16 protein-coding genes, 2 pseudogenes and 1 riboswitch are annotated in these 23,731 nt (G+C 74.7%); of the genes and pseudogenes, 16 read left to right on the top strand and 2 right to left on the bottom strand.

Going from position 1 to position 23,731, the window contains the following annotated elements; genetic code table 11:
* Nucleotide 1 precedes the first annotated feature (1 nt).
* Nucleotides 2-886: a LysR family transcriptional regulator gene (locus tag QTQ03_RS04850; protein WP_289276918.1), complete on the bottom strand. Its 885-nt coding sequence runs from the start codon at nucleotides 884-886 to the stop codon at nucleotides 2-4.
* Between the two features lie 72 nt (nucleotides 887-958).
* Here QTQ03_RS04850 and QTQ03_RS04855 point away from each other — a divergent pair, with 72 nt between their 5' ends.
* Nucleotides 959-2,197: an MFS transporter gene (locus QTQ03_RS04855; RefSeq protein ID WP_289276919.1), complete on the top strand. Its 1,239-nt coding sequence runs from the start codon at nucleotides 959-961 to the stop codon at nucleotides 2,195-2,197.
* A gap of 287 nt (nucleotides 2,198-2,484) precedes the next feature.
* Here QTQ03_RS04855 and QTQ03_RS04860 read toward each other — a convergent pair whose 3' ends face one another.
* The gene (locus QTQ03_RS04860) at nucleotides 2,485-3,492 is read right to left on the bottom strand and encodes an ADP-ribosylglycohydrolase family protein (protein ID WP_289276920.1); all 1,008 of its coding nucleotides are present in this window, start codon (nucleotides 3,490-3,492) and stop codon (nucleotides 2,485-2,487) included.
* A 380-nt stretch (nucleotides 3,493-3,872) separates the two neighbouring features.
* Here QTQ03_RS04860 and QTQ03_RS04865 point away from each other — a divergent pair, with 380 nt between their 5' ends.
* The 15 genes and pseudogenes from QTQ03_RS04865 to QTQ03_RS04935 form a co-directional block, all read left to right on the top strand.
* Nucleotides 3,873-4,322 carry an NUDIX domain-containing protein gene (locus tag QTQ03_RS04865; RefSeq protein WP_289276921.1) on the top strand — a complete coding sequence of 150 codons (450 nt, stop codon included), beginning with the start codon at nucleotides 3,873-3,875 and terminating at the stop codon, nucleotides 4,320-4,322.
* Nucleotides 4,323-4,790: 468 nt separating this feature from the next.
* A complete protein-coding gene (locus QTQ03_RS04870) occupies nucleotides 4,791-6,104 on the top strand; it encodes an MFS transporter (protein WP_289276922.1) in 1,314 nt (437 codons plus the stop codon).
* 269 nt (nucleotides 6,105-6,373) lie between these two features.
* Nucleotides 6,374-6,715 carry a hypothetical protein gene (locus QTQ03_RS04875; RefSeq protein WP_289280679.1) on the top strand — a complete coding sequence of 114 codons (342 nt, stop codon included), beginning with the start codon at nucleotides 6,374-6,376 and terminating at the stop codon, nucleotides 6,713-6,715.
* Nucleotides 6,716-6,985: 270 nt separating this feature from the next.
* Nucleotides 6,986-7,116: riboswitch (cobalamin riboswitch) on the top strand.
* Between the two features lie 369 nt (nucleotides 7,117-7,485).
* The gene (gene cobN, locus QTQ03_RS04880; RefSeq protein WP_289276923.1) at nucleotides 7,486-11,154 is read left to right on the top strand and encodes a cobaltochelatase subunit CobN; all 3,669 of its coding nucleotides are present in this window, start codon (nucleotides 7,486-7,488) and stop codon (nucleotides 11,152-11,154) included.
* Nucleotides 11,155-11,234: 80 nt separating this feature from the next.
* Nucleotides 11,235-13,588, top strand: a pseudogene (locus QTQ03_RS04885) (VWA domain-containing protein); the annotation flags it as partial.
* An 86-nt stretch (nucleotides 13,589-13,674) separates the two neighbouring features.
* Nucleotides 13,675-14,286 (top strand): cob(I)yrinic acid a,c-diamide adenosyltransferase, encoded by a 612-nt coding sequence (cobO, locus tag QTQ03_RS04890; RefSeq protein WP_289276925.1) that lies wholly within the window; start codon nucleotides 13,675-13,677, stop codon nucleotides 14,284-14,286.
* A 104-nt stretch (nucleotides 14,287-14,390) separates the two neighbouring features.
* Entirely contained in the window at nucleotides 14,391-15,755 is a 1,365-nt protein-coding gene (locus QTQ03_RS04895; protein ID WP_289276926.1) for a cobyrinic acid a,c-diamide synthase CobB, read from the top strand.
* Nucleotides 15,752-16,501 carry a precorrin-2 C(20)-methyltransferase gene (gene cobI / locus QTQ03_RS04900; protein ID WP_289276927.1) on the top strand — a complete coding sequence of 250 codons (750 nt, stop codon included), beginning with the start codon at nucleotides 15,752-15,754 and terminating at the stop codon, nucleotides 16,499-16,501. Before QTQ03_RS04895 ends, cobI begins: the two co-directional genes overlap by 4 nt.
* On the top strand, nucleotides 16,498-17,376 hold the full coding sequence (cobM, locus tag QTQ03_RS04905) for a precorrin-4 C(11)-methyltransferase (protein WP_289276928.1): 879 nt from the start codon (nucleotides 16,498-16,500) through the stop codon (nucleotides 17,374-17,376). The genes cobI and cobM overlap by 4 nt, the downstream gene beginning before the upstream one ends.
* Nucleotides 17,376-18,530: a cobalt-precorrin-5B (C(1))-methyltransferase gene (locus tag QTQ03_RS04910; RefSeq protein WP_289276929.1), complete on the top strand. Its 1,155-nt coding sequence runs from the start codon at nucleotides 17,376-17,378 to the stop codon at nucleotides 18,528-18,530. The genes cobM and QTQ03_RS04910 overlap by 1 nt, the downstream gene beginning before the upstream one ends.
* Nucleotides 18,531-18,607: 77 nt before the next feature.
* The gene (gene cbiE / locus QTQ03_RS04915; RefSeq protein WP_502889840.1) at nucleotides 18,608-19,900 is read left to right on the top strand and encodes a precorrin-6y C5,15-methyltransferase (decarboxylating) subunit CbiE; all 1,293 of its coding nucleotides are present in this window, start codon (nucleotides 18,608-18,610) and stop codon (nucleotides 19,898-19,900) included.
* 80 nt (nucleotides 19,901-19,980) lie between these two features.
* A complete protein-coding gene (gene cobJ, locus QTQ03_RS04920; RefSeq protein WP_289280681.1) occupies nucleotides 19,981-21,714 on the top strand; it encodes a precorrin-3B C(17)-methyltransferase in 1,734 nt (577 codons plus the stop codon).
* Nucleotides 21,702-21,917, top strand: a complete 216-nt coding sequence (locus QTQ03_RS04925) for a 4Fe-4S binding protein (RefSeq protein ID WP_353890566.1) — start codon at nucleotides 21,702-21,704, stop codon at nucleotides 21,915-21,917. Before cobJ ends, QTQ03_RS04925 begins: the two co-directional genes overlap by 13 nt.
* 106 nt (nucleotides 21,918-22,023) lie before the next feature.
* Nucleotides 22,024-22,617, top strand: a complete 594-nt coding sequence (locus tag QTQ03_RS04930) for a precorrin-8X methylmutase (RefSeq protein ID WP_289276930.1) — start codon at nucleotides 22,024-22,026, stop codon at nucleotides 22,615-22,617.
* A pseudogene (locus QTQ03_RS04935) lies at nucleotides 22,614-23,723 on the top strand (sirohydrochlorin chelatase); the annotation flags it as partial. The gene QTQ03_RS04930 and the pseudogene QTQ03_RS04935, both read left to right, overlap by 4 nt.
* Nucleotides 23,724-23,731: the final 8 nt, after the last annotated feature.

Below are 23,731 nucleotides of genomic sequence, written 5' to 3' on the forward strand. Positions count from 1 at the left end.
CTCAGGTGTCACCGGTCGACGTCGATGCGGGCTCCAGACCGAGACGAGCGGGCAGGCTGGTGACGGTTGCCACCAATTCGATCGGTGTCGGGCGGCGGGTCACCATGAACAGGGTGAGCCGGCCCGGAATCGCCACGGTCGAGACTCGCTCCTGCGGCTCTGCGTAGGAGGTGGCCAGGCCGCGTGGTAGGACGATCGGCCACCCGAGCAGGCGACCCATCCGTACGGCCGTTTCGGCCGTGGCCGCCGCCCGGGGCCGCGCACCCAGCTCGGACAGCCGCCGGTGTAGCGTCGCGGCGGACATGTCGTAGGTGTACGTGATCACGTCGAGTCCCGCGAACGGCTTGCGCCGGGAGCCGAGCGGTACGTCGGGCGCGCTGAGGACGGCAAGTCGGTCGCGTGCCACAGCCATCGCCGTCGCCGTGCTTGGCAGCCGCATCTGGTTGGCGATCGCGACGAAGGCCACGTCCAACGAGCCCTCACCGACCCACTCCACAAGCCGGTCGCCATGGTCGGTGACCTGGTGCACCGCAACGCCGCCCAGCAACTCTTCCAAGGCGGGAAACAGCCATGGGGCGAGGCTGCCGAAGGTGCCGACGGTGAGGATCGTCGCACGCGCCGCCGCCCGGGTCCGATCGTAGATCGCCGCCAGGTGTTCAAGGACGTGCGCCGCCTCCACGGCGAGCGCCCGCCCGGCCGGCGTCGGTCGGGCTCCGGTCGTGTCCCTCTCGAAGAGCCGTTCGCCGATCCGCCGCTCCAGCGCGGCCAGCCGGTTACTCGCGGCCGGCTGACTGATCAGCAGCTCCCGACCGGCCGCGCCGAGTGAGCCGTGTCGGGCGAGCGCCTCGACGAGCCGCAGATCCTCGACCGTGGGCAGTGAGCTCATAAGCCAACGTTATGACGTGCCGGGGCGATCCACGAGCTACCGAGGATGCCCACCCGGTTCCAGGATCGGTTCGTGACCACTCGCCGTGCCATCGCCGCCATGCTGACCACGACGTTTCTCACCTGGATGGGGCAGCGTACGACCGCGGTTGCGCTTCCCCTCGTCGCACTCGCCGAGAGCGGATCCGCCTGGACCACCGGGCTGGTCGGCGGAGCGGCGGGGCTGCCCGTGCTCACCTCGGCCTGGTGGGCCCGGGGGCTACGGCAGGGACTGACGACCGGCCGCGCACTCGCCGGCGTGCTCGCCGTCCAGGTGGTGGGGTTGCTCGTCGTCCCGATCGGCGCCGCCCTTGGGACCGTCGGCCCGGTCCACCTGGCCGCCGCCGGGCTGATCACCGGCTGCGCCACCGCTGTGAGCGCACCGGCCCAGCGGGCGCTGCTCGCCGACATCTGCGACAGGCTGGGCTCGGGCATCTCCGCCCGGATGCTCGCCTGGCAGGACTTCGCGCAGCGGAGCACGATGATACTAGCGCCACCGCTGGCCGGTTGGGCGGTGACAGTCGGTGGCCCGTTCCATCTGCTGTGGGCGGAGGCGACGGGCGTCGGCCTCGGCGCGGCGGTGCTGCTGACGGTGAGCGGGAGTGCCGCGGGCGCCGCGACCGACGGCGGGACGGCGGGCGCGCCGAAACTCCGACACGTCCTTGCGAGCCACCCGGAGGTACGCCGCGCCGTGGCCATGGCCGGCGTCGGTGGCCTCACCTGGTTCGCCTTCACCCTCGGGCTCGCGATCCTCGGCGCCCAGACCGGTCGGCCCGGGTTGCTCATCTCGGCCGGCATGACCGGCTACGGCGCGGGTTCCGTCCTCGGCGCACTCACGGCGCCGGTGCTCGTACCCAGACTGCCGTCACTGGGCACCGCGGCCGTCGGATGGATCATCCTCGGTCTGGCCTTCGTCACTCTGCCCGCAGTCACCTCGTCGCTCGCATCGATCGCCTGCCTGGCCGCGGTCGGCGGATTCGCGATGCCGCTTGGTATCGGGGCGGCGAACCGGTTGATCAGCGTTCGCACCCAGGGTGCGGAACGGCGCGCCGCCTTCGCCGCCGCGAGCCTGGTGCACGACGGCGCCGTGTCCCTCGGCCTGCTCGCCGGCGGGGCAGTCATCGGCGTGGCCGGCGCGGGGCCGACGCTGGTCGTCGCCGGTACCGTGCAGGTGGTCGCGGCCCTCCTCGCCGGGCCCTGGCTGATCCCGGTGCCCACGGCGCGGGACGGATCCGCCCGTCAGCCGTTGGACCGAGAAGGCGTGCACGCCTGATCGATGCAACCGCATCCGGTCACCCCTCCTCGCCGACCACGGCACCGCCCACATCGCCCGCGACAACCCACTGCCGCTGTCACGATAGGGCGGCCAGCCTCGACCCGCTCGACCCCGGCACAGTTTGAAAGAATGTCCTGCACAAGGCCGCGATCGGCTCAGGCCCACGCGTCCGGTAAGCGTCACCACCGCGAACGAGTCACCGTTCGCCGGTCCTACCGGGATGTCGAGGAACGTCGAGTACCCAACCCACCATTCGGGTCTGCTGGTGACGGCGAGTCCGGGTTTCAGTTCCAGGCTTCGCCCATCGTGGTGAGTTCGTCAACGTACTCGATTCGATCACGCCATGACGCCGGCCAGGCGGGCATACCCAGCGCGGCGCCGAGGAATGCGCCGGTCAGGCAGGCGATGGAATCGGAGTCGCCGGAGGTGGTGGCGGCGCGGGCAAGGGCGGATACCGGATCGTCGGCATGCCTGATCGCGCACAGCAGTCCGGTGGCCAGGGCCTCCTCGGCGATCCAACCCGCGCCGGTGATCCGGCAGGCGTCCTCGCCGTCGTCGATCAGAGTGAGGGCGAGATCGAGTCGGTCCAGTGCGTGCAGGCACTCGTCCCAGCCTCGGGCGATGTAGTCGGCGGGGCTGGGGATGCCGGGCTGCTGCCACAGCACGCCCAGCCACTCGTCGCGGTAGCTGGTGCGTTGGCCGTGGCATCGGGTACGCAGCAGGGTGGGCAAGGATGCCAACTCTGCGCCGCCGCGCAGGAGCCGTACGGCGTACGCGGTCAGTTCGCTGGCCGCGAGCGCGGTCGGGTGTCCGTGGGTCATCGCCGCCTGTAGCTGCGCCGCGCCGGCAAGGGTGTCCAGGTCGTAGCCGGCGACCAGCCCGACCGGGGCGACGCGCATGTTCGCGCCGCAGCCCTTGGAACCGATCACCGTGGCTTGTGTCCACGGTAGCCCGAGTGCGAGGTCGCCACAGGCCCGCAGACAGGTCATGCCGGGTGCCCGGTTGTTGTCGGGGCTGGCGGCCCACCGCGAGAACCGCTGGCGGAACAGCGGCTCCAGCACCTCGGGGGTCGGTGTGGGCGCGTCCAACAGTGCCATGCCGACCGCCAGGGTCATCTGGGTGTCGTCGGTAACCAGGGCGGGATCGCCCTCCAACTCGTGCGGACCGTCGGGCCCGTACCGCCCGTGGATGTCGGCGACCGACATGAACTCGGTCGGTCCGCCCAGCGCGTCGCCGTATGCCAGTCCGAACAGACACCCCGCTGCCGCAGTCGACACAGTCACCTCTCGCACACCAGGGGGATGGTGGTCCGACCGAGCAGCCACGCCAGCAGAATACCGTGGACGGCCACGAGACCAGTCGCCCACAGCCCTCGCGACAGGGAGCACGGCCGGCTGACCACGGTGGCGATGCGCAGGCGTGCGGATGACGGTGAACTGCGGCCATGGTGTTTCGTGCTGCCAACGGCAGACCGCGCGACGGTACCTCAGCAGTACACGGTGGCGAAGGCGTCGAAAAGTTCGCCGAGGCGCTGCCGTACCGCAGCGCGGATACGCTCTTGGTGACTGACCGGAGATCGCGCAGCGTCTCGGGACCGAACTCGACGAGGCGGCGCCGCGTACGGCAGTTCGACGGGGCGTCGGTGTCCAACGCGGCGGTTAGGCTTCCTGGCATGATCCCGATCTCCTGTGTGCTGTTGGTCGATCCGCGCGGCCGGCTGCTGATGCAGCTGCGCGACGGCAGGGCGTCGTTCTATCCGCACACGTGGGGCCTGCCCGGTGGGCACGGTGAGCCGGGGGAGAGTCCGGAGGAGACCGCTCGGCGGGAGCTGTACGAGGAGACCGGGCTGGCCCCGACCGGGCCGCTCGCCCTCTTCGCCCGGCAGGACCTGCCCGCGCAGGGCCTGGCCAAGCACTACTTCTGCGCCGCCACCCGTGCCCGGCAGGAGGACGTGGTGCTCGGTGAGGGTGCCGCCATCGTCTTCCTCACCGCCGAAGAGGTGCGGGACGGTCGCCCCTACACGCCGGGCACCGTCGAGACGCTGACCCGGTTCCTGGCCTCACCTGAGTATGCCGAGCTGACCGCCCGCGCCGCCGGCAGCAGTGCCGGGAGCGTCCGCTGAACCCGACCCACCGGGCGTCCTTGGTGCCCTGGACCGGCGCGCCGCCCGCCTTCGGGGTGCCGCTCACGGTCCTGTTGGGCTGGCCGGCTCGACGCCGATCCCTGCCGGACCTCGTACCCGCCGGTGGACTCGTGGTAGGTCATGTCGTGGCCGAGCCTGTGGCCCGGATCGACGGCGGTTCGGGCGGCGCGGTGGTCGCCCATGCCGGGGGTGCTTCTCCGGCGCCCGGTGCGGCGACGTGGGTTCGGCCACGGGCTCGTGGTTCCTTCGTCGGCGGGCGAATGGCCGGCGCTTTCCCGCCAGCGGCGGCTACTCCGGCGGGTCTGGCGATCATCTGGGGCCAGCCGGGACGGGGAAGGTGGTCGGTGGGCGTAGGGTCACGCAACAGGGGTGAATCCGGCTGGTGGGAGCGATCTCAGATGTGCGATCGTGCAGCGGTCCCCGGCACCCGAGGAGAGGTTCCCGCCCGTGAGCAGCGTTGCCGCCCCGGCCGCCCCGGCCGTCGTACCCCGGTCGGTGCTGGTCGCCCGCAACGGGGTCGCGGTGGTCTTCGCCCTCAACGGCCTGGCCGTCGCGACGTGGTTCGGCCGGGTTCCGGCGGCCCGCGAGGCGCTCGACCTCAGCGCCGGACGCCTCGGCCTGCTCCTGCTCGCCATGTCGGCGGGGGCAATCCTGGCGATGCCCACCGCCGGCCTGGTCGGCCAGCGCCTCGGCACCGCGCGCACCTCAGCCCTGGCCACCCTGCTTCTCACGCTCGGCCTGACGATGGTCGGCGTCAGCGCCGGCGTGGTCAGCTCACAGGCCGGCGTGGCGGTCGGCCTGCTTGCCGTCGGCTACGGTGCGGGCACCTGCGACGTCGCGATGAACATCGAGGGTGCTGCCGTCGAGCGACGCCTCGGTCGCACGATCATGCCCCGGTTCCACGCCGCGTGGAGCCTCGGCTCGGTGGCCGGGGCGGGCCTCGGCGCCGGAGCCGCCCGGGTCGGCCTGCCGGTCACCCTCCACCTCCCACTGATCGCGGCGGTGGTGGTGGCCGGGACGCTGCTCGGCACCCGGATGTTCCTGCCGGCCGGCGACACGACACCGGCCGGCGACACCACCTCCCCGGCGACCCGCCGCCGCGCGCTGCTGGCCGCGTGGCGCGAGCCGCGGACCCTGCTCATCGGCCTGTTCGTGCTGGTGATGGCGTTCGCGGAGGGCAGTGCCAACGACTGGGTCGCGGTCGCGTTCGTCGACGGTTACGACCTGAGCGAGGCGGCCGGCGCCGCCGTGTTCGGGGTGTTCGTGGTGGGTATGACCCTCGGCCGTACCGTCGGCACGGTGGCCCTGGATCGGTGGGGACGGGTGTGGGCGCTTGCCGGCACGATCCTGCTTGCCGTGCTCGGCGCGGGCGTGGCGGTCCTGGCCGGCTCCGGGCCGGTGGCCGTCGCCGGGGTGGCCCTGTGGGGACTCGGCGCCTCCCTCGGCTTCCCGGTCGGGATGAGTGCGGCAGCTGACGAGGAGGATCGTGCTCCCGCCCGGGTGAGCGTGGTCGCCGTGATCGGTTACACCGCGTTCCTGGGCGGCCCCCCGTTGCTCGGCCTGCTCGGTGACCGGGTCGGCACCCTGCACGCCCTGCTCGTCGTGCCGATCCTGCTGCTGCCGACCCTCGCGCTGGTCCCCGCCACCCGCCCGCCGACCGGCGGGACGCCTCGTCAACCGCATGGCCGGACTGGGAGCGGGCCGGCGGGGCGGAAAGCGGACATCCGCTCCGCCGCCATCAGGCCGTCGCCGGACTCGTGACCGACCACCGGGATGGTCGCCGGTAGTGCGGACCAGATCCTGCCTGACGGAACGGCCCGGGGTCGAGCCAAGGGGTCCGCACATCCCGGCCATCCCGGGCGCCGGTGACGTCCGGCATCGGACGGAGAACACGCCGCCTGGGGCAACCGGCCGACCGCCGCCGCCGGGCCGCGCTGGGATGATCCGTACAGGTCGCGATCATCCTCCTCACAGCATCCTGTCAGGTGACGGTGCTGCACTGGAGGTCAGGCCGAGGAGAGGAGGCGGGAATGGGCTGGTTCAGCCGGCGGTCCCGGAGCCGGGAATGGGACGGGATCCCGACCAAGCTCGACCGTGAGGCCACCCGGGAGGACCTGGCGGCGCTGGAGGCGTTCGTCGCCAGTCGGGCCGGGGTGGAGTTCTACCTGGAGCCGGAGACCACGGCGACCGATACGACGGTGGTGGCGATCGCCCACGACGGCGAGTGGATCCGTCGCCGCACCGGGTCGCCCCGGGCCGCGGCGGCGCTGGCGCACCGGCATGCCCTGCCGCTGTACGAGGCGGCGAAGACCGGCTACCCGGAGCGCATGCGGGCCTGGAACCGGGCCCACCCGGAGCGCCGCGCCCGTTAGCGGGGCAGCCGCCGAGAGTCCCGGAAGCCGTCGGCATCGGGCTGCCCGGTGCCCCGGGAACCGCGATGCCGGCGGCAGCGGGTCCGCCCCTGCGCCCCCGGACTCATTCCGTGTCCCGGATCCGTCCGGCAGGGAGCGCAACTCGATGCCGCCGATGGCTACTTCGTCGATGTCGCCATCAGGCCGATGCCGGCTGGACCTGACCAGGCAGTGTGGGCGCGTTGACCGGGGCGCCGGAAGTGTGGCAGCATTCGCGGCCGGACGGCAGTGAAGGAAGCCGGTGCGATTCCGGCGCGGTCCCGCCACTGTCACCGGGGAGCGATCCCCCCTTGTGAGTCACGGCTGCGGTGTGCGCGGTTGGAAGGCCGGGGGTGAGCGTCGATCCGGGAGCCAGGATACTTCGGCCGTCGGTGCACCCCAGGGCGTGGACACCCGAGGAGGACCCGATGACACATAGCGTCTCCCCCATCGACGGCGATCGTCGAACCTGGTCCGTGTGGGCCGGCACGCGCACGACCGGCCACCGGACCGGGGCTTGCGCTGACCGCACCGCCGGCCGGGCCGGCGTGGCCGCAGCCCCCGCCGCCGCACCGGCCGCTCGCCTCGTCGACCGCTGACGTCTTCGCCTGCGTCGTCCCGCCTGCCGGACGACCGTCGGCTGCGGTGACGCGCCGCCGTAGCGCGCCCGCTGACCACTTGCTCTTCGGCCCGGCCGGTTGCTCTTCGCCCGGCCGGCTCGCCGACCGGGCCGCTACCCTCCGGAGCCTCTAGTGCGCATCCTGTTGCTGTCCACCGCCGACACCGACCTGCTCGCCGCGCGGGCGAGCGGCGCCGACTATCGCCTCGCCAACCCCACCCGGGTCGCCGTCGATGCCGTACCCGGCCTGCTCGACGGCGTCGACCTGGCCGTGGTACGCCTGCTCGGCGGGCGGCAGGCGTGGCCCGACGGGCTGGCCGCGGTGCTCGCCTCCGGGGTGCCGACGGTCGCCCTGGGCGGTGAGAGCGTGCCGGACGCGGAGTTGACGGCGGCCTCCACGGTGCCCTCCGGGGTGGCCACCCAGGCCTTGTCGTACCTGGTCGAAGGAGGCCCGGCGAACCTGGCCCAGCTGGCCCGCTTCCTCTCCGACACGGTACTGCTGACCGGCGAGGGGTTCGCCCCACCCGCGTCGACCCCGGCGTACGGGATCCACGGTGACCGGCCGGCCGACCCGGACCGGCCCACGGTGGGCATCGTCTTCTACCGGGCACACGCACTGGCCGGCAACACCGCGTTCGTCGACACCCTCGCCGCCGCTGTCGAGGCGGCCGGCGGCAACGCGTCGCCGATCTTCTGCGGCTCGCTGCGCGGGCTGGCCGCCGGCACCGGCCCGCTGGGACTGTTCGCCCGTTGCGACGCGCTGCTGGTCACCGTGCTCGCCGCCGGCGGCACGGTGGCGGCCGACGCCGCCGGCGGTGGCGACGAGGACGCCTGGGACGTGGGTGCGCTCGCCGTCCTCGACGTGCCGGTGATCCAGGCGCTCTGCCTCACCAGCACCCGCGAGCAGTGGGCCGGCAGCGACGCCGGACTGTCCCCACTGGACGCGGCGATGCAGGTGGCCATCCCTGAGTTCGACGGGCGAATCGTCACCGTTCCGTTCTCGTTCAAGCAGATCGACGCCGACGGGCTGTCGGGATACGAGCCGGACCTGGAACGGGCCGCCCGGGTGGCTGGCATCGCGGTGCGGCACGCCCGGCTGCGGCGGCTGCCGAACGCCGGCAAGCGGGTCGCCGTCGTGCTCAGCTCGTACCCGACGAAACACTCCCGGGTCGGCAACGCCGTCGGCCTGGACACGCCGGCGAGCGCGGTACGGCTGCTCGCCGCGCTCTCCGCCGCCGGGTACGACCTGGGGGAGGCACCGGCACCCGACGACGGGGACGAGCTCATCCACGCACTCATCGCCGCCGGGGGACACGACGTCGAGTGGCTCACCCCGGAGCAGCTCACCACCGCGTCCGCGCGGGTGCCGGGGGAGACGTACCGGCGCTGGTTCGACGACGTGCCGGCGGAGCTGCGCGAGGCGATGCGGGACCATTGGGGTGAACCGCCCGGCGAGTTGTACACCGACGGCGGTGACCTCGTGCTGGCCGGTCTGCGCTTCGGCAACGTGGCCCTGCTGATCCAGCCGCCGCGTGGCTTCGGGGAGAACCCGGTCGCCATCTACCACGACCCGGACCTGCCGCCGAGCCACCACTACCTGGCCGCGTACCGGTGGCTGGCGGCACCGGCGGCGGACGGTGGCTTCGGCGCGGACGCCGTGCTGCACCTGGGCAAGCACGGCACCCTGGAGTGGCTGCCCGGTAAGGGCCTCGGACTGGCCGCCGACTGCGCCCCGGACGCGGTGCTGGGCGACCTGCCCCTGGTCTATCCGTTCATCGTCAACGACCCTGGGGAGGGGACGCAGGCCAAGCGCCGCGCCCACGCCATCGTCGTCGATCACCTCGTGCCACCGATGGCGCGCGCCGAGACGTACGGCGACCTGGCCAAGGTGGAACAGCTCCTGGACGAGTACGCGACCGTGCAGGCCCTCGACCCGACCAAGGTTCCCACCGTGCAGCGCCAGATCTGGCAGCTGGTCCGGGCCGCCGAGCTGCACCACGACCTGCACCAGGCCGAGATGCCGGCCGCCGACGACTTCGACGACTTCGTGCTGCACCTCGACGGCTACCTGTGCGAGGTCAAGGACGTGCAGATTCGCGACGGCCTGCACGTGTTGGCCGCCGCGCCCACTGGGGAGGCGCGGGTCAACCTCGTGCTCGCCGTGCTGCGCGCCCCACAGGTGTGGGGTGGCGTCCGTGCCCTGCCCGGCCTGCGCCAGGCGCTCGCCGCGAGCCACGGTCTGGACGAGGCCGCGTTACTCGCCGCGCCGGGGCGGCGGGTGACCGTGCCGGAGGCGTTGACCGACATCGTCGACGGACCGGCCGCCACCGCCGCCGACGCTGTCGACCTCATCGAGGCGCTGGCTCGGCGGCTCGTCCTCGGGATGGAGACGCTCGGCTGGGACCCGGCCGCGGCCGAGGCGGTCGTCGCCGAGGTTACCGGCGGGTCGGTGCCGGACGCGACCGCCGTGCTGCGGTTCGCCGCCACCGAAGTCGTGCCGCGGCTGGACCGCACCACCGACGAGATCGATCGGGTGCTCGCCGCGCTCGACGGGCGGTTCGTGCCGCCCGGTCCGTCCGGCTCGCCGACCCGTGGTCTGGTCAACGTGCTCCCCACCGGGCGCAACTTCTACTCCGTCGACCCGAAAGCGATCCCCAGTCGCAACGCCTGGGAGGTGGGGGTGGCGTTGGCCGACTCGCTGCTCGCCCGGTACCTCGCGGACACTGGCGGATACCCAGAATCGGTGGGCCTCACGGTCTGGGGCACCAGCGCCATGCGGACCCAGGGTGACGACATCGCCGAGGTGCTCGCGTTGCTCGGCTGCCGACCGGTCTGGGACGACCGCTCCCGTCGGGTCACCGGTGTCGAGGTGGTGCCCCTCGCCGAGCTCGGCCGGCCCCGCATCGACGTCAGCGTGCGGATCTCCGGGTTCTTCCGGGACGCCTTCCCACACGTCGTGGCGCTCATCGACGACGCGGTGCGGCAGGTGGCCGCGCTGGAGGAGCCCGCCACCGACAACTTCGTCCGCGCTCACGTGACGGAGGACGTCGCCGAGCACGGTGACGAGCGCCGGGCCACTGCCCGCATCTTCGGCTCCAAGCCGGGGGCGTACGGGGCCGGGCTGCTGCCGCTCATCGACGCCCGGAACTGGCGCAGCGACGCCGACCTCGCCGAGGTGTACGCGGTCTGGGGCGGCTACGCGTACGGGCGGGGGCTGAACGGGCGGGAGGCACGGGTCGACATGGAACGTTCCTTCGGGCGTATCGCCGTCGCGGTGAAGAACCAGGACACCCGCGAGCACGACATCGTGGACTCCGACGACTACTTCCAGTACCACGGCGGGATGGTGGCGATGGTCCGCCACCTCACCGGCGCCTCACCGGCCGCGTACGTGGGTGACTCGGCGATGCCGCACGACGTGCGTACCCGCACGCTCGGCGAGGAGACCCGGCGGGTGTTCCGGGCCCGGGTGGTCAACCCGCGCTGGATCGCCGCGATGCGCCGCCACGGCTACAAGGGCGCCTTCGAGCTGGCGGCCACCGTGGACTACCTGTTCGGCTACGACGCCACCGCCGGCGTGGTCGACGACTGGATGTACGAGCGCCTCGCCGAGGCGTACCTGTTCGACCGCGGGACGCGGGACTTCCTCGGTGAGTCGAACCCGTGGGCCCTGCGCGGCATCACCGAGCGGCTCCTGGAGGCCGCCGACCGCGGTCTGTGGGCCGAGCCGAACCCGGACACCCTGGACCGGCTCCGCGAGATGTACCTGGCCAGCGAGGGCGACCTGGAGGACCGGCGGTGAGCGCGAGGAGTGAGCGGGGTTTGCGAGCCCCGCAGTCGCGATCGGTGGGTGGTGCGGTGAGCGCGAGGAGTGAGCGGGGTTTGCGAGCCCCGCAGTCGCGATCGGAGACGACGCAGTGACCGTGTTCCCGTTCTCCGCTGTCCTCGGGATGGCCGACATGGGCCTCGCGCTGCTGCTCAACGCGGTCAGCCCGGCGATCGGCGGGGTGCTCGTCCGGGGCGAGAAGGGCACCGCGAAGTCCACCGCCGTCCGCGCCCTTGCTGCCCTGCTGCCGCCGGTGGACCGGGTTGTCGGCTGCCGATTCGGCTGCGATCCGGCCCTGCCGGACCTCCGTTGCCCGGATGGTCCGCACCCGGACGGGCCGGCGGCGGAGCGTCGCCCGGCCGCGTTGGTCGAGTTGCCCGTCGGCGCCGCCGAGGACCGGGTGGTCGGCGCGCTCGATCTGGAGCGGGTCCTCGCCGAGGGGGTACGCGCGTACGAGCCCGGCCTGCTCGCCGCCGCCCACCGTGGAGTGCTCTACGTTGACGAGGTCAACCTGCTCCACGACCACCTGGTCGACCTGTTGCTGGACGCCGCGGCCATGGGCCGCTGCCACGTCGAGCGGGAGGGCGTCTCGGTCAGCCACGCCGCCCGGTTCCTGCTCGTCGGCACGATGAACCCGGAGGAGGGGGAGCTGCGGCCGCAACTGCTCGACCGGTTCGGGCTCACCGTCGAGGTGACGGCCAGCCGGGACCCGGCCGTGCGGGTGGAGGTGGTCCGCCGCCGGCTCGCCGCTGACGCCGATCCCGCCGGCTTCGCCGCCCGGTGGGCCGAGCCGGATGCGGCCGTCGCCCGCCGGGTGGCCGACGCCCGGGCCCGGCTCGACCGGGTAGCGCTGACCGATGCCGCGCTGCGGCAGATCGCCGAGGTCTGCGCGGCGTTCGACGTGGACGGGATGCGCGCCGACATCGTCACCGCCCGCACCGCCGTCGCCCACGCCGCCTGGCAGGGCCGCGACCGGGTCGGTGTGGAGGACGTCCGGGTGGCGGCCCGGCTCGCCCTGCCACACCGCCGCCGCCGTGACCCGTTCGACACCCCGGGCCTGGACGAGAAGCGCCTCGACGAGACGTTGCGCCGGGCCGCGGAGGAGTACCCCGATGACCCGGAGGACGGTGGGTCGAGCTCCGGCGGGCCGGACGGCGACCCCGGGCCGGACGGTGGTCCCCCCGACGGTGTGGGCCCGACCGGTGGCTCCGGCGGGGACGGTCCCCGTCCCGACGGTGATGTCGGCGCCGGCGGGTGGTCCGGCGTCGGCGGGTCGAGTGTCCACGACCAGCCCGGTACCGGTGGGTCCGCTCGGGGTGAAGGCCGTGCCGAGGACGGCGGTCGGCCACAGCTTGACCGGGGCGGCCGGTGGGAACCGCCGCTCTCCCGTGCGGGCTGGCCCGGCGGGTCGGCCGGGAGCGTACCGGCTGACCATGCCGACGGGGACGCCGACGGCGGGGGGATCGGCGACGACCGCGTCGACGGTGGACCGTCCGGCGGGATCGGGCGCCGGCGCGGGCCGGCCGGGGAGCGCCGGTCGGGGCGGTCCGACGGCCAGTGCCCGGACGAGAGCAGCGCAGCGGTGGCCGTACCGCAGGGTGGGCTGCGGGCCCGGTTGTTCACCGCGTCCGGAGTGGGCGAGGGGGTGCCCGGCCGGCGGTCGCGGGCGCGGACCGGGCAGGGGCGCACGACCGGTGCGCGGGTGCCGGCCGGCCGGTCTTCGGGGCTGCACCTGCCGGCCACGGTTCGGGCCGCCGCACCGCAGCAGGCCGCCCGGGGACGGCTCGGTGGGCCGCTGCGGCTGCGCCCGGCGGACGTGCGGGAGGCGGTCCGCGAGGGGCGCGAGGGAAACCTGGTGCTGTTCGTCGTGGACGCCAGCGGCTCGATGGGCGCGCGGCAGCGGATGAGCGCGGTCAAGGGCGCGGTGCTCGCCTTGCTCACCGACGCGTACCAGCGCCGGGACAAGGTCGCCGTGATCGCCTTCCGGGGTACCGGCGCGCAGGTCCTGCTGCCGGCCACGTCGTCGGTGCTCGCGGCGTCGACCCGGCTGGCCGAGTTACCCACCGGCGGGCGAACGCCGCTCGCGGAGGGCCTGCTCGCCGCCGCCGATCTGCTCCGCGTGCAGCGCCTGCGGGACCCGCGGCGCCGTCCCCTGGTCCTCGTCGTCACCGACGGCCGCGCCACCGCCGGCGCCGACCCGTTGCACCGGGCCGAGCGGGCGGCGACCGTGCTGCGCGCCACGGGCGCCCCGTGCGTCGTCGTCGACTGCGAGTCGGGCCCTGTCCGCCTGAACCTGGCGGCCCGCCTCGCCACCCACCTGGCCGCCTCGCACCACCCCCTACCCCAGGTCACCACCACCCCGCTCACCACCATCGCCACCGCCCCGTCGCCACGATCACGCGCGTTCCGCCCCGGGGCGTCGGACGACGGCGGAGAACGGTGGGACCAAGACCACAGGATCGCCGCGACGGCGGCGGCGGGAAGGAGCGCCGTCTGATGCCGCAGGGGAAGCCCTCGCACGTGCCCGCGGACGGGTTGACCACCCGGCAGCGGCGGAACCGGCCGCTACTGATCGTCCACACCGGGCAGATGAAGGGGAAGTCGACCGCCGCGTTCGGGCTGGCGTTGCGGGCGTGGACCGCAGGGCTCCCGATCGGGGTGTTCCAGTTCGTCAAGAGCGCCAAGTGGCGGGTGGGGGAGGAGAACGCCTTCCGCGCGCTCGGCGAGGTCCACACGCGTACCGGCCAGGGCGCCCCGGTCAGCTGGCACAAGATGGGTGAGGGCTGGTCGTGGATCCAACGTGGCGGCGAGGCCGACCATGCGGCCGACGCCCGCGAGGGGTGGCGGCAGATCCAGCGTGACCTGGCCGCCGAGCGGTACGGCCTGTACGTGCTCGACGAGTTCACCTACCCCATGGCGTGGGGTTGGGTGGACGTGGCCGAGGTGGTCGCCACCCTCGCCACCCGTCCCGGTTTCCAGCACGTCGTCATCACCGGCCGCGATGCCGACCCGCGCCTGGTCGCCGCCGCCGACCTGGTTGCCGAGCTGACGAAGGTCAAGCATCCGATGGACACCGGCCAGAAGGGCCAGAAAGGCATCGAGTGGTGAGCATCGCGGGCTTTGCTCCGAGCCCCGGAGTCGCCGGCGGGTCGGGCGGGACCACGCCGGACCAGGCCCGTGCGGGAGCGGATCCGGCCGCGCCGGCTTCCGCGGTGACCGGCGCTCCGGCTACGCCGTGGGCGTTGCCCCGGGTGGTGGTCGCCGCGCCGGCCAGTGGGCACGGCAAGACCACGGTCGCCACCGGGCTGCTCGCCGCGCTGCGCCGCCGAGGCCTCGCGGTCAGTCCGCACAAGGTCGGCCCGGACTACATCGACCCCGGCTACCACGCGCTCGCCGCCGGCCGGCCCGGTCGTAACCTCGACCCCTGGCTGGTCGGCCCGGAACGGATCGCCCCGCTGCTGCGGCACGCCGCGAGCGCGCCCACGCCGGCCGACATCGCGGTGATCGAGGGGGTCATGGGACTGCACGACGGTGCCGTCGGCCGTCGCGGCTTCGCCTCCACCGCCCACGTCGCCCGGTTGGTCGGTGCGCCCGTACTGCTGGTGCTGGATACCACCGCGCAGGGGCGCAGCGCCGCCGCCCTGGTACTCGGGATGCGGGCGTTCGATCCGGGCGTGCGGACCGGCGGGGTGATCCTCAACCGGGTCGGCTCGCCCCGGCACGAGTCGCTGCTGCGCGATGCGCTCGCCGAGGTCGGCGTACCGGTGCTGGGCGCGATCAGCCGGGTCGCCGAGGTGGCCGCCCCGTCCCGGCACCTCGGACTGGTGCCGGTCGCCGAGCGGGCCCCCGAGGCAATCGCCATGGTCGACGCGTTGGCCGCGCTGGTCGAGTCCGCCGTGGACCTTGACGGTGTGTTCGACCTGGCCCGCAGCGCTCCGCCGCTGACCACCCCGGAGTGGGATCCGGCCGTGGCCGTTGGGGGCCCCGCGGGGGCCGTGCGTCCAGTGGTCGCGGTCGCCGCCGGCCCGGCCTTCACCTTCGGGTACGCCGAGACGAGCGAGTTGCTCGCCGCCGCCGGCGCGGTTGTCGTCCCGTTCGACCCGCTGCGCGACCCGGCGCTGCCGACCGGCACCCGTGCGATCGTGATCGGCGGCGGTTTCCCCGAGTTGCACGTCGAAGCCCTCGCCGCCAACACCGGGCTGCGCGCCGACCTCGCCGCGTTCGACGGGCCGGTGGTGGCCGAGTGCGCCGGCCTGCTTTATCTGGGGCGCGAGTTGGACGGCGTGCCGATGTGCGGCCGGCTCGCGCTGACCGCCCGGATGACCGGCCGGCTCACCGTCGGCTATCGGGACGCCGTCGCCGCCGCCGACTCCCCGGTGCACACCGAGGGCGAACCGGTACGCGGCCACGAGTTCCATCGCACGGTCACCGACCCCGGCCACGGCGACCGGCCGGCGTGGCGCTGGACCGGCGCCGAGCACGGCTTCGTCTCCGGCCCGGTGCACGCCTCCTATCTGCACACCCACTGGGCGGGGCGACCCCAGGTGGCCCGGCGGCTGGTCGAGGCGGCCGGGTGACCGCCACGCTGATCGGGATCGGGGTGGGCCCCGGCGACCCGGAACTACTCACCCTGCGCGCGGTACGGGTGCTGCGCGAGGCGGAGCTGGTGTTCGTCCCGGTGCTGGACCGGTACGGCGCCGACGGCGCCGCCGCTCCCGGCCGGGCCGAGTCCACCGTCACCCCGCACGTCCCGCCGGATCGACTGCGCCGGCTGCCGTTCGCCCTCGACGATCGGGGCGGGGTGACCGCCCGCCGGGAACGAGCCTGGGACGGCGCCGCCCGGGCGGTGGTCGCCGCCGTCGACGGCGGCGCCCAGACGATGGCCTTCGCCACGATCGGCGACCCCAACGTGTACTCCACCTTCGGATACCTGGCGCAGACCATTCAGGCCTGGCGGGCCGACATCACCGTCCGGACCGTCCCGGGCATCACCGCGATGCAGGAACTCGCGGCCCGCAGCGGCGTGCCGCTCTGCGAGGGGCGGGAACCGCTCACGCTGCTGCCGGCCACCGCCGGCCTGGCGCTCTTCGCCGACGCGGTGTCCGGTCCGGGCACCGTTGTCGCCTACAAGGGCTGGCGCCGTCACCCCGAGCTGCTCGCCGAGCTGCGCCGACAGGGCCGGCTCGGCGACGCGGTGCTCGGCCGGGGGCTCGGCCTGCCCGGCGAGCACGTCGGGCCGGCCGCCGAGGCCGCCGACGACCTGCCGTACCTGTCGACGCTGTTGGTCCCGGCCCGCCGGGACCAGCGGGGAGGGAAGCTGTGACCAGCGGAACCGTGTGGTTCGTCGGCGCCGGACCCGGCGCGGCCGACCTGCTGACCCTGCGCGCCGCCCGGGTGATCGCCGCCGCCGACGTGGTGGTGTGGGCGGCCAGCCTGGTACACGCCGACGTGCTTGCCCACGCCCGGCCGGACGCCGAGATCGTCGACTCCTCGCAGTTGCCGATCGAGGGGGTGTTGCCGCTGTACCGGCGGGCCGCCGACGCGGGGCTGACCGTGGCCCGGATCCACTCCGGGGACCCGGCCCTGTGGGGGGCGATGCAGGAACAGCTCGACCTGTGCCGGGCGCTCGGCCTGGCGGTGGAGGTGGTACCCGGCGTCTCCGCGTTCACCGCAGTCGCCGCGCTTGTCGGCCGGGAGCTGACCATCCCTGAGGTCGCCCAGTCGGTGATCCTCACCCGACTGGAGGGTGGGCGGACGCCGATGCCGCCGGGTGAGCGGGTCCGCGAGTTCGCCCGGCACGGCACCACGATGGCGCTGTTCCTCTCCGCCGCCCGCTCCTCGCAGGTGCAGGCCGAGCTGCTGGCTGGAGGGTATCCGGCGGACACCCCGGCGGTCGTCGCGTATCAGGCGACCTGGCCGGACGAGGTGGTGGTGCGCTGCACCGTCGGCACGCTGGCCGCCACGGTCAAGGAACGCCGCCTGTGGAAGCACACGCTCTTCTTGGTCGGGCCGGCCCTGGCCGCGTCCGGTACCCGCTCGCATCTGTACCACCCCGGGCACTTCCACACCTACCGCCGGGCCGAGCCGGCTGCCCGGGCCGCACTGCGTCGGTCCCGCGCCGGGGGCGTCGCGCCGCCGGCCGCCGCCGACGCGTTCGATGCGGACGGCGAGGTGCGCGGCGGGGGCGGGGCGACGTGATGGCTGACCACCTGCCACCGTTGCGGGAACCGGACCTTCCGCGCACCGCGAAGGTCCGGCCGACCGCGCTGCGCACCGGCTGGACCACCGGCGCCTGCGCGGCGGCGGCGGCGAAGGCCGCGCTGACCGCGCTGGTCACCGGTGTGCCGGCGGTGGAGGTGGAGATCGGGCTGCCGGCCGGCCGGCGGGTGCGCTTCCCGGTGGCCCGCTGCGACCTGGACGCGGTTGTCCGGCCGGCACAGGCCGAGGCGGTGGTGGTCAAGGACGCCGGTGACGACCCGGACGTCACGCACGGTGCGGAACTGACCGCCACCGTGGCCTGGTGTGAGGTCCCCGGTCTGGCGCTGGAGGGCGGGCCCGGGGTCGGCACCGTGACGAAGCCGGGGCTGGGACTGCCGGTCGGCGGCCCGGCGATCAACGACACTCCGCGCCGGATGATCGGAGAGGCGGTCGGCGAGGTGGTCGATGTGGCAACGGTCGGCGTCCGTGTGGTGATCAGCGTGCCCGGCGGCGAGATCATGGCGCGCCGGACCACCAATCGCCGGCTCGGCATCCTCGGCGGCATCTCCATCCTCGGCACGACCGGGATCGTCCGCCCCTTCTCCACCGCTTCCTGGCGGGCGAGCGTCGTGCAGGCGGTGCGGGTGACGGCGGCCCAGGGCGAGCGGACGGTGGTGCTGTGCACGGGGGGTCGGACCGAGCGGGCCGCACGGACGCTGCTGCCGACGTTGCCCGAGGTGTGCTTCGTGGAGGTCGGCGACTTCACGGGCGCGGCGGTCACCGCGGCGGTGGCGGACGGCCTGACCGGGGTGGTCTTCGTGGGCATGGCCGGCAAGCTGGCCAAGCTCGCCGCGGGGGTGCTGATGACCCACTACACCCGCTCGAAGGTGGACCTGTCGCTGCTCGGGGCGGTCACCGCCGAGGCCGGTGGGAACGAGCGCCTGGTCGCCGCGGTCAGTACGGCCAACACCGGCCGGCACGCGTACGAGCTGTGGGAGGCCGCCGGTCTGCTCGGTGCCGCCGGTGACCTGCTCTGTCACCGGGTCCGGGCGGTGCTGCGGCGGTTCGCCGGGGACGCGGTCGCCGTCGACGTGGCCCTGGTGGACTTCGCCGGATCCCGGGTCGTCGCCTCCTCCGGGCGGTGGGTGGCGTGACCGCCGCCGGTGGACGTCACGGCGTGCCCGCCGCCGGCGCTGACCGGAGCGTGCCGGTCGCTGACAGCGGCCCGGTGGTGCGCGGGGTCGAACCGGAGCCGCACCCCGTCGGATCGGCCGCGACGCCCGCACCGGAACGTGCCGTGGCCTCCGACGCGGCCGTGACCGTGGTCGGGGTGGACGCCGCTGGCAACCCGCCGCATCCTGGGCTCGCCGCCGCCCTGTCGCGCGCGGGACTCGTGGTCGGCGCGGCTCGGCACCTGGCCGCGACGCCGGTGCCGCCCGGAGTGGAGACGCTGCTCCTCGGTGCAGTGGCCCCCGCCCTCGACCGGCTCGGGACCGCGGTTGCGGCGGGCACCCCGGCCGTGGTGCTGGCCAGTGCCGATCCGGGGTTCTTCGGGATCGTGCGGCGGCTGCGGGTGGCTGGCCTTCCGGTGCGGGTGCTGCCAGCGGTGTCCAGCGTGGCGGCCGCGTTCGGCCGAGTCGGCCTGCCCTGGGACGGCGCGGCTGTGGTCACCGCCCACGGGCGGGATCCGCGGGCGGCGCTCAACGCCTGTCGGGCGCTACCACTCGTCGCCGTGTTGACCGCTCCGGGTGCGGGCGCCGCCGAACTCGCCGCCGGTCTGGTCGGCTGGCCGCGCACGCTGGTGGTGGCCGAGCACCTGGGCACCGACGCCGAACGGATCACCTGGACGACGCCGGAGGAGGGCGGCGCCCGCGCCTGGGCCGACCCGCACGTCCTGCTCAGCATCGCCGCCGGCGGGCCGCACGCGAGGGTGGACGCGGCGCGGGCCGACAACCAGCCGGCCGCCGCGCCGACCGGCGGGTGGGCGTTGCCCGAGAGCGCGTACGCGCACCGCGATTCCATGGTCACGAAGGCGGAGGCGCGCGCTCTCGTGGTGGCCCGGTTGCGTCCCCGGCTGGGCCGACTGGTCTGGGATGTTGGCGCGGGCAGCGGTTCGGTCGGCGTCGAGTGCGCGCTGCTCGGTGCCGCGGTCGTGGCGATCGAGCGGGATCCGGCGGCGGTGGCGCTGGTCCGGGCCAACGCCGCCCGACACGGCGTCGAGGTGCGGCTGGTGCCCGGCTCCGCCCCGGACGCCCTGGCCGGGCTGCCCGAACCGGACGCGGTCTTCGTCGGCGGCGGCGGCAGCGAGGTGCTCGCGGCTGTCGCGGCGCTTCGCCCGCCGCGGATCGTCGTCGCGCTCGCCGCGCTGGACCGGATAGTCCCGGCCCGGAACCTGCTGCGGGAGTCCGGCTACGTCGTGCACGGTGTGCAACTGTCCGCCGCTCGCCTCGCCGATCTGCCGGGCGGGTCGGTCCGCCTCGCGGCCGCCAACCCGGTGGTCGTGCTCACCGGGGAGCGGCCGTGAACCAGAGCAACCACACCGTGACCGGATCCCGTCGGATCGGGCTCGTCGCCGCCACCGCGGCCGGGTGGCGCCACGCCAGGATGCTCGCCGACGCCTGGCCGGACGCCCGGCCGGTCGAGGCGGACACCGTCGCCGACGCGCTGCGGGCCGCCTGGGCCGAATGCGAAGCGATCGTGACATTCCTGGCCACCGGTGCGGTGGTGCGGATCCTCGCCCCGCTGCTCGGCGACAAGCGCACCGACCCGGCGGTGGTGGTGGTCGACGAGGCGACCCGGCACGCGGTAGCCCTGCTGGGCGGTCACGCGGGTGGCGCCAACGCGCTCGCCGCTGAGGTCGGCGCGGTGCTCGGCGCCGTGCCCGTGGTCACCACCGCCACCGACGCGGTCGGCCTGCCCGGACTGGACACGCTCGGTTGGCCGGTCGAAGGCGCGGTCGCCGCGGTGAGTCGCGCCATCCTCGACGGCGAACCGGTGACGCTGGTCACCGACGCCGTTTGGCCGCTGCCCGCCCTGCCGGAGAACGTTCACGCCGTCGTGGCGCCGGCGCACCGCCCCGACGCCGGACCGGCCCGGGCGTCCACCGCCGCGGCCCCTGCCGTCGCTCCGGACCGTGTCCCTGGCCGGGGCGGCTCCCCCGCGCCGGCCGGCGGCTACCGGCTGCTGGTCACCGACCGGACGGTGCCGTTGGACGGCCGAACGGCCGTACTGCGGCCGCCGTCACTGGTGGCGGGGGTCGGCGCGAGCCGGGGTGTGCCGGCCGGCGAGGTGCGCGGTCTGCTGGACCGGGTGCTCACCGAGGCGGGGCTGAGCGCGGCGAGCCTGCGCTGCCTGGCCAGCGCCGACGTCAAGGCCGACGAGGCGGGCATCCGGGCGACCGCCGACGCGCTCGGCGTGCCGCTGGTGACCTGGCCGGCGGCGGACCTGGCAGCGGTCGACGTGCCCAACCCCAGCGAGGTGGTCCGCGCGGCGGTCGGCACGCCGAGCGTCGCGGAGGCCGCTGCGCTGCTCGGCGGCGACGCGGAGCTTCTGGTGCCCAAGACCGCGACCGCTATGGCCACCGTCGCGGTGGCCCGGCACGCACCGCGCGGCCGGCTCGCCGTCGTGGGTCTCGGCCCCGGCGCGCCGGACCTGCGCACTCCCCGGGCCGTGGCCGAGCTGCGACGGGCCGCCGTCGTGGTGGGCCTGGACCAGTACGTCGACCAGGTCCGCGGGCTGCTGCGCCCCGGCACCCGGCTGCTCGTCAGCGGGCTCGGCGCGGAGGAGGAGCGGTCCCGAGCCGCCGTCGCGGAGGCCAGCGCCGGCCACGCGGTCGCCTTGGTCGGCTCCGGTGACGCCGGGGTGTACGCGATGGCGAGTCCCGCTCTGGAGCACGCCGACGAGCGGGTCGACGTGGTCGGGGTGCCCGGGGTGACCGCCGCGCTCGCCGCCGGCACCCTGCTCGGGGCGCCGCTCGGCCACGACCACGCCTACCTGAGCCTGTCCGACCTGCACACCCCGTGGGAGGTCATCGCGCGGCGGGTGGTTGCCGCGGCCGAGGGAGACTTCGTGGCGCTGCTGTACAACCCGCGCAGCCGCGCCCGGAACTGGCAGCTGCCGGAGGCGCTGCGGATCCTCGCGGCGCACCGGCCGCCCGACACGCCGGTCGGGGTGGTGCGCAACGCCAGCCGCGAGGGTCAGTGGGTGCACCTGGCCACTCTGGCCACCCTCGACCCGGCAGTGGTCGACATGTACAGCGTCGTGGTGGTGGGCAGCAGCCAGACTCGGCTGATCGCCGGCCGGATGGTCACCCCGCGCGGCTACCGGTGGCGCCGATGAACCGTCCCGCGCCGGTGGTGATCGGCGCCTGCCAGGGCTGTGGCGCCTGTCTGCTGACCTGCCCCACCCACGCCATCCGGCCCGTCGCCGGTGGCCTCGCCGTCCGTGTCGACCGCTGCACCGGCTGCCTGGAATGCCTGGAGATCTGCCCGGTGGACGCCATTCGCCCCACCGGCACCGACCACGGTGGAGGACACAGATGAGTACGACCATGCCGCTGCTGTGGACGCTACGCGGGGGCGAGCGTCCCGACGACACGGCGGTGGATCCGGACGCCTGCTCGGCGACGGCCGGCGCGGGTGAGAACCGGTGAGCCGGCTCGTACACCCGATCGAGGTCGAGTCTTACCGGATCCTGCGGGAGCGGGTCGACCTCGGTCACCTGCCGCCGCTGACCCGCACCGTCACCGAGCGGGTGGTGCACGCCAGCGCGGACCTGGACTATGTCACCGACCTCGTCTGCGACGAGGCTGCCCTGACCGAGGGGTTGGCGGCGCTGCGCGCCGGCGCCCCGGTGGTGGCCGACGTGGCGATGGTCGCCGCGGGGATCACCGGCCGGGATGCCGTCTGCCCGGTCGCCGAGCCGGGCACGGCCGAACGTGCCCGCCGGGCCGGGGTCACCCGCTCCGCCGCGGCGGTGCGGGTCGCCCTGGACCGGGTCGGGTCCGGCGCGGTGTGGGTGGTCGGCTGCGCGCCGACCGCGCTGGTGGAGCTGATCAGCCTCGACGCGCGACCGGCGCTGGTGATCGGTCTGCCGGTCGGCTTCGTCGGTGCCGCCGAGTCCAAGGCCGCGTTGCGGGCCAGCGGCCTGCCGGGGGTCTCCAACCAGGGGGAGAAGGGCGGGTCGGCGGTCGCCGCCGCCGCCCTCAACGCCCTGCTGTACACGGAGGAGGGGAACCAATGAGCGCACGGCACAGCGCGCTGGTCGTCGTCGGGCACGGCACCCGCAGCTCCGCTGGCGTCGCGCAGTTCGCCGCGCTGCTGGACCGGATCCGCCTTCGCGCGGCCGGTCGGGTCGGCGACGTCGGGGGCGGCTTCATCGAGCTGTCCCGCCCGCCGCTCACCGACGCGGTCGGCGCGCTCGTCGCCCGGGGGCACCGGTCGCTGGTGGCGCTGCCGCTCGTCCTCGCCGCCGCCGGGCACGGCAAGGGTGACATCCCGGCCGCACTGGCCCGGGAGCGGCAGCGTCACCCCGGCCTCAGCTACGCGTACGGGCGGCCGCTCGGCCCCCATCCGCTGCTGCACGACGCGCTGGAGCAGCGGATCGACTCCGCGCTGGCCGGCGCGGGGCGGGCCGGCAGCTGGGTCGCCCTGATCGGGCGGGGCTCCACCGATCCGGACGCGAACGCCGAGGTCGCCAAGGTGGGCCGGCTGTTGTGGGAGGGGCGCGGCTACGCCGGCGTCGAACCGGCTTTCATCTCGCTCGCCGAGCCGTCGGTGCCGGCGGTGCTGGAGCGGTTGCGTCGGCTCGGCGCCCGGCGGATCGTCGTCGCCCCGTACTTCCTGTTCGCCGGAGTGCTGCCGGACCGCATCACCACGCAGGCGCGGGCGTACGCCGCCGTCCATCCGGAGCTGGACGTGCGGGTGGCCGACGTGATCGGCGACTGCGACGCCCTCGCCGACCTGGTGCTCGAACGGCACGTCGAGGCGGTGCGCGGCGACATCCGGATGAACTGCGACACCTGCGCCTACCGGGTGCTGATGCCCGGCTCCGCCGACAAGGTGGGCCGGCCGCAGACGCCGCACGACCACCCCGACGACCCGGTCGGCGGGCACGGTCACCAGCACCACGGTCACCAGCACCACGGTCACCAGCACGAGCCGACGCTGCGCGCGGGCGAGGCGGCGATCGTCGGCGCCGGACCCGGGCCGGATGACCTCGGCACGGCACACGGGAGGGCACCGCGCGACGGCGTCGGCGTGGTGGTCGAGCGGCTCGCCCCGTAGGAACTGCTCGCCGGGGTGACCGTGGTGGACGCGGTGCGGGTTCTCCGGGGACCGTGGGTCGGGCCGGCGTG

The sequence above is a fragment of the Micromonospora sp. WMMA1363 genome, assembly GCF_030345795.1.
Classification (GTDB): domain Bacteria; phylum Actinomycetota; class Actinomycetes; order Mycobacteriales; family Micromonosporaceae; genus Micromonospora.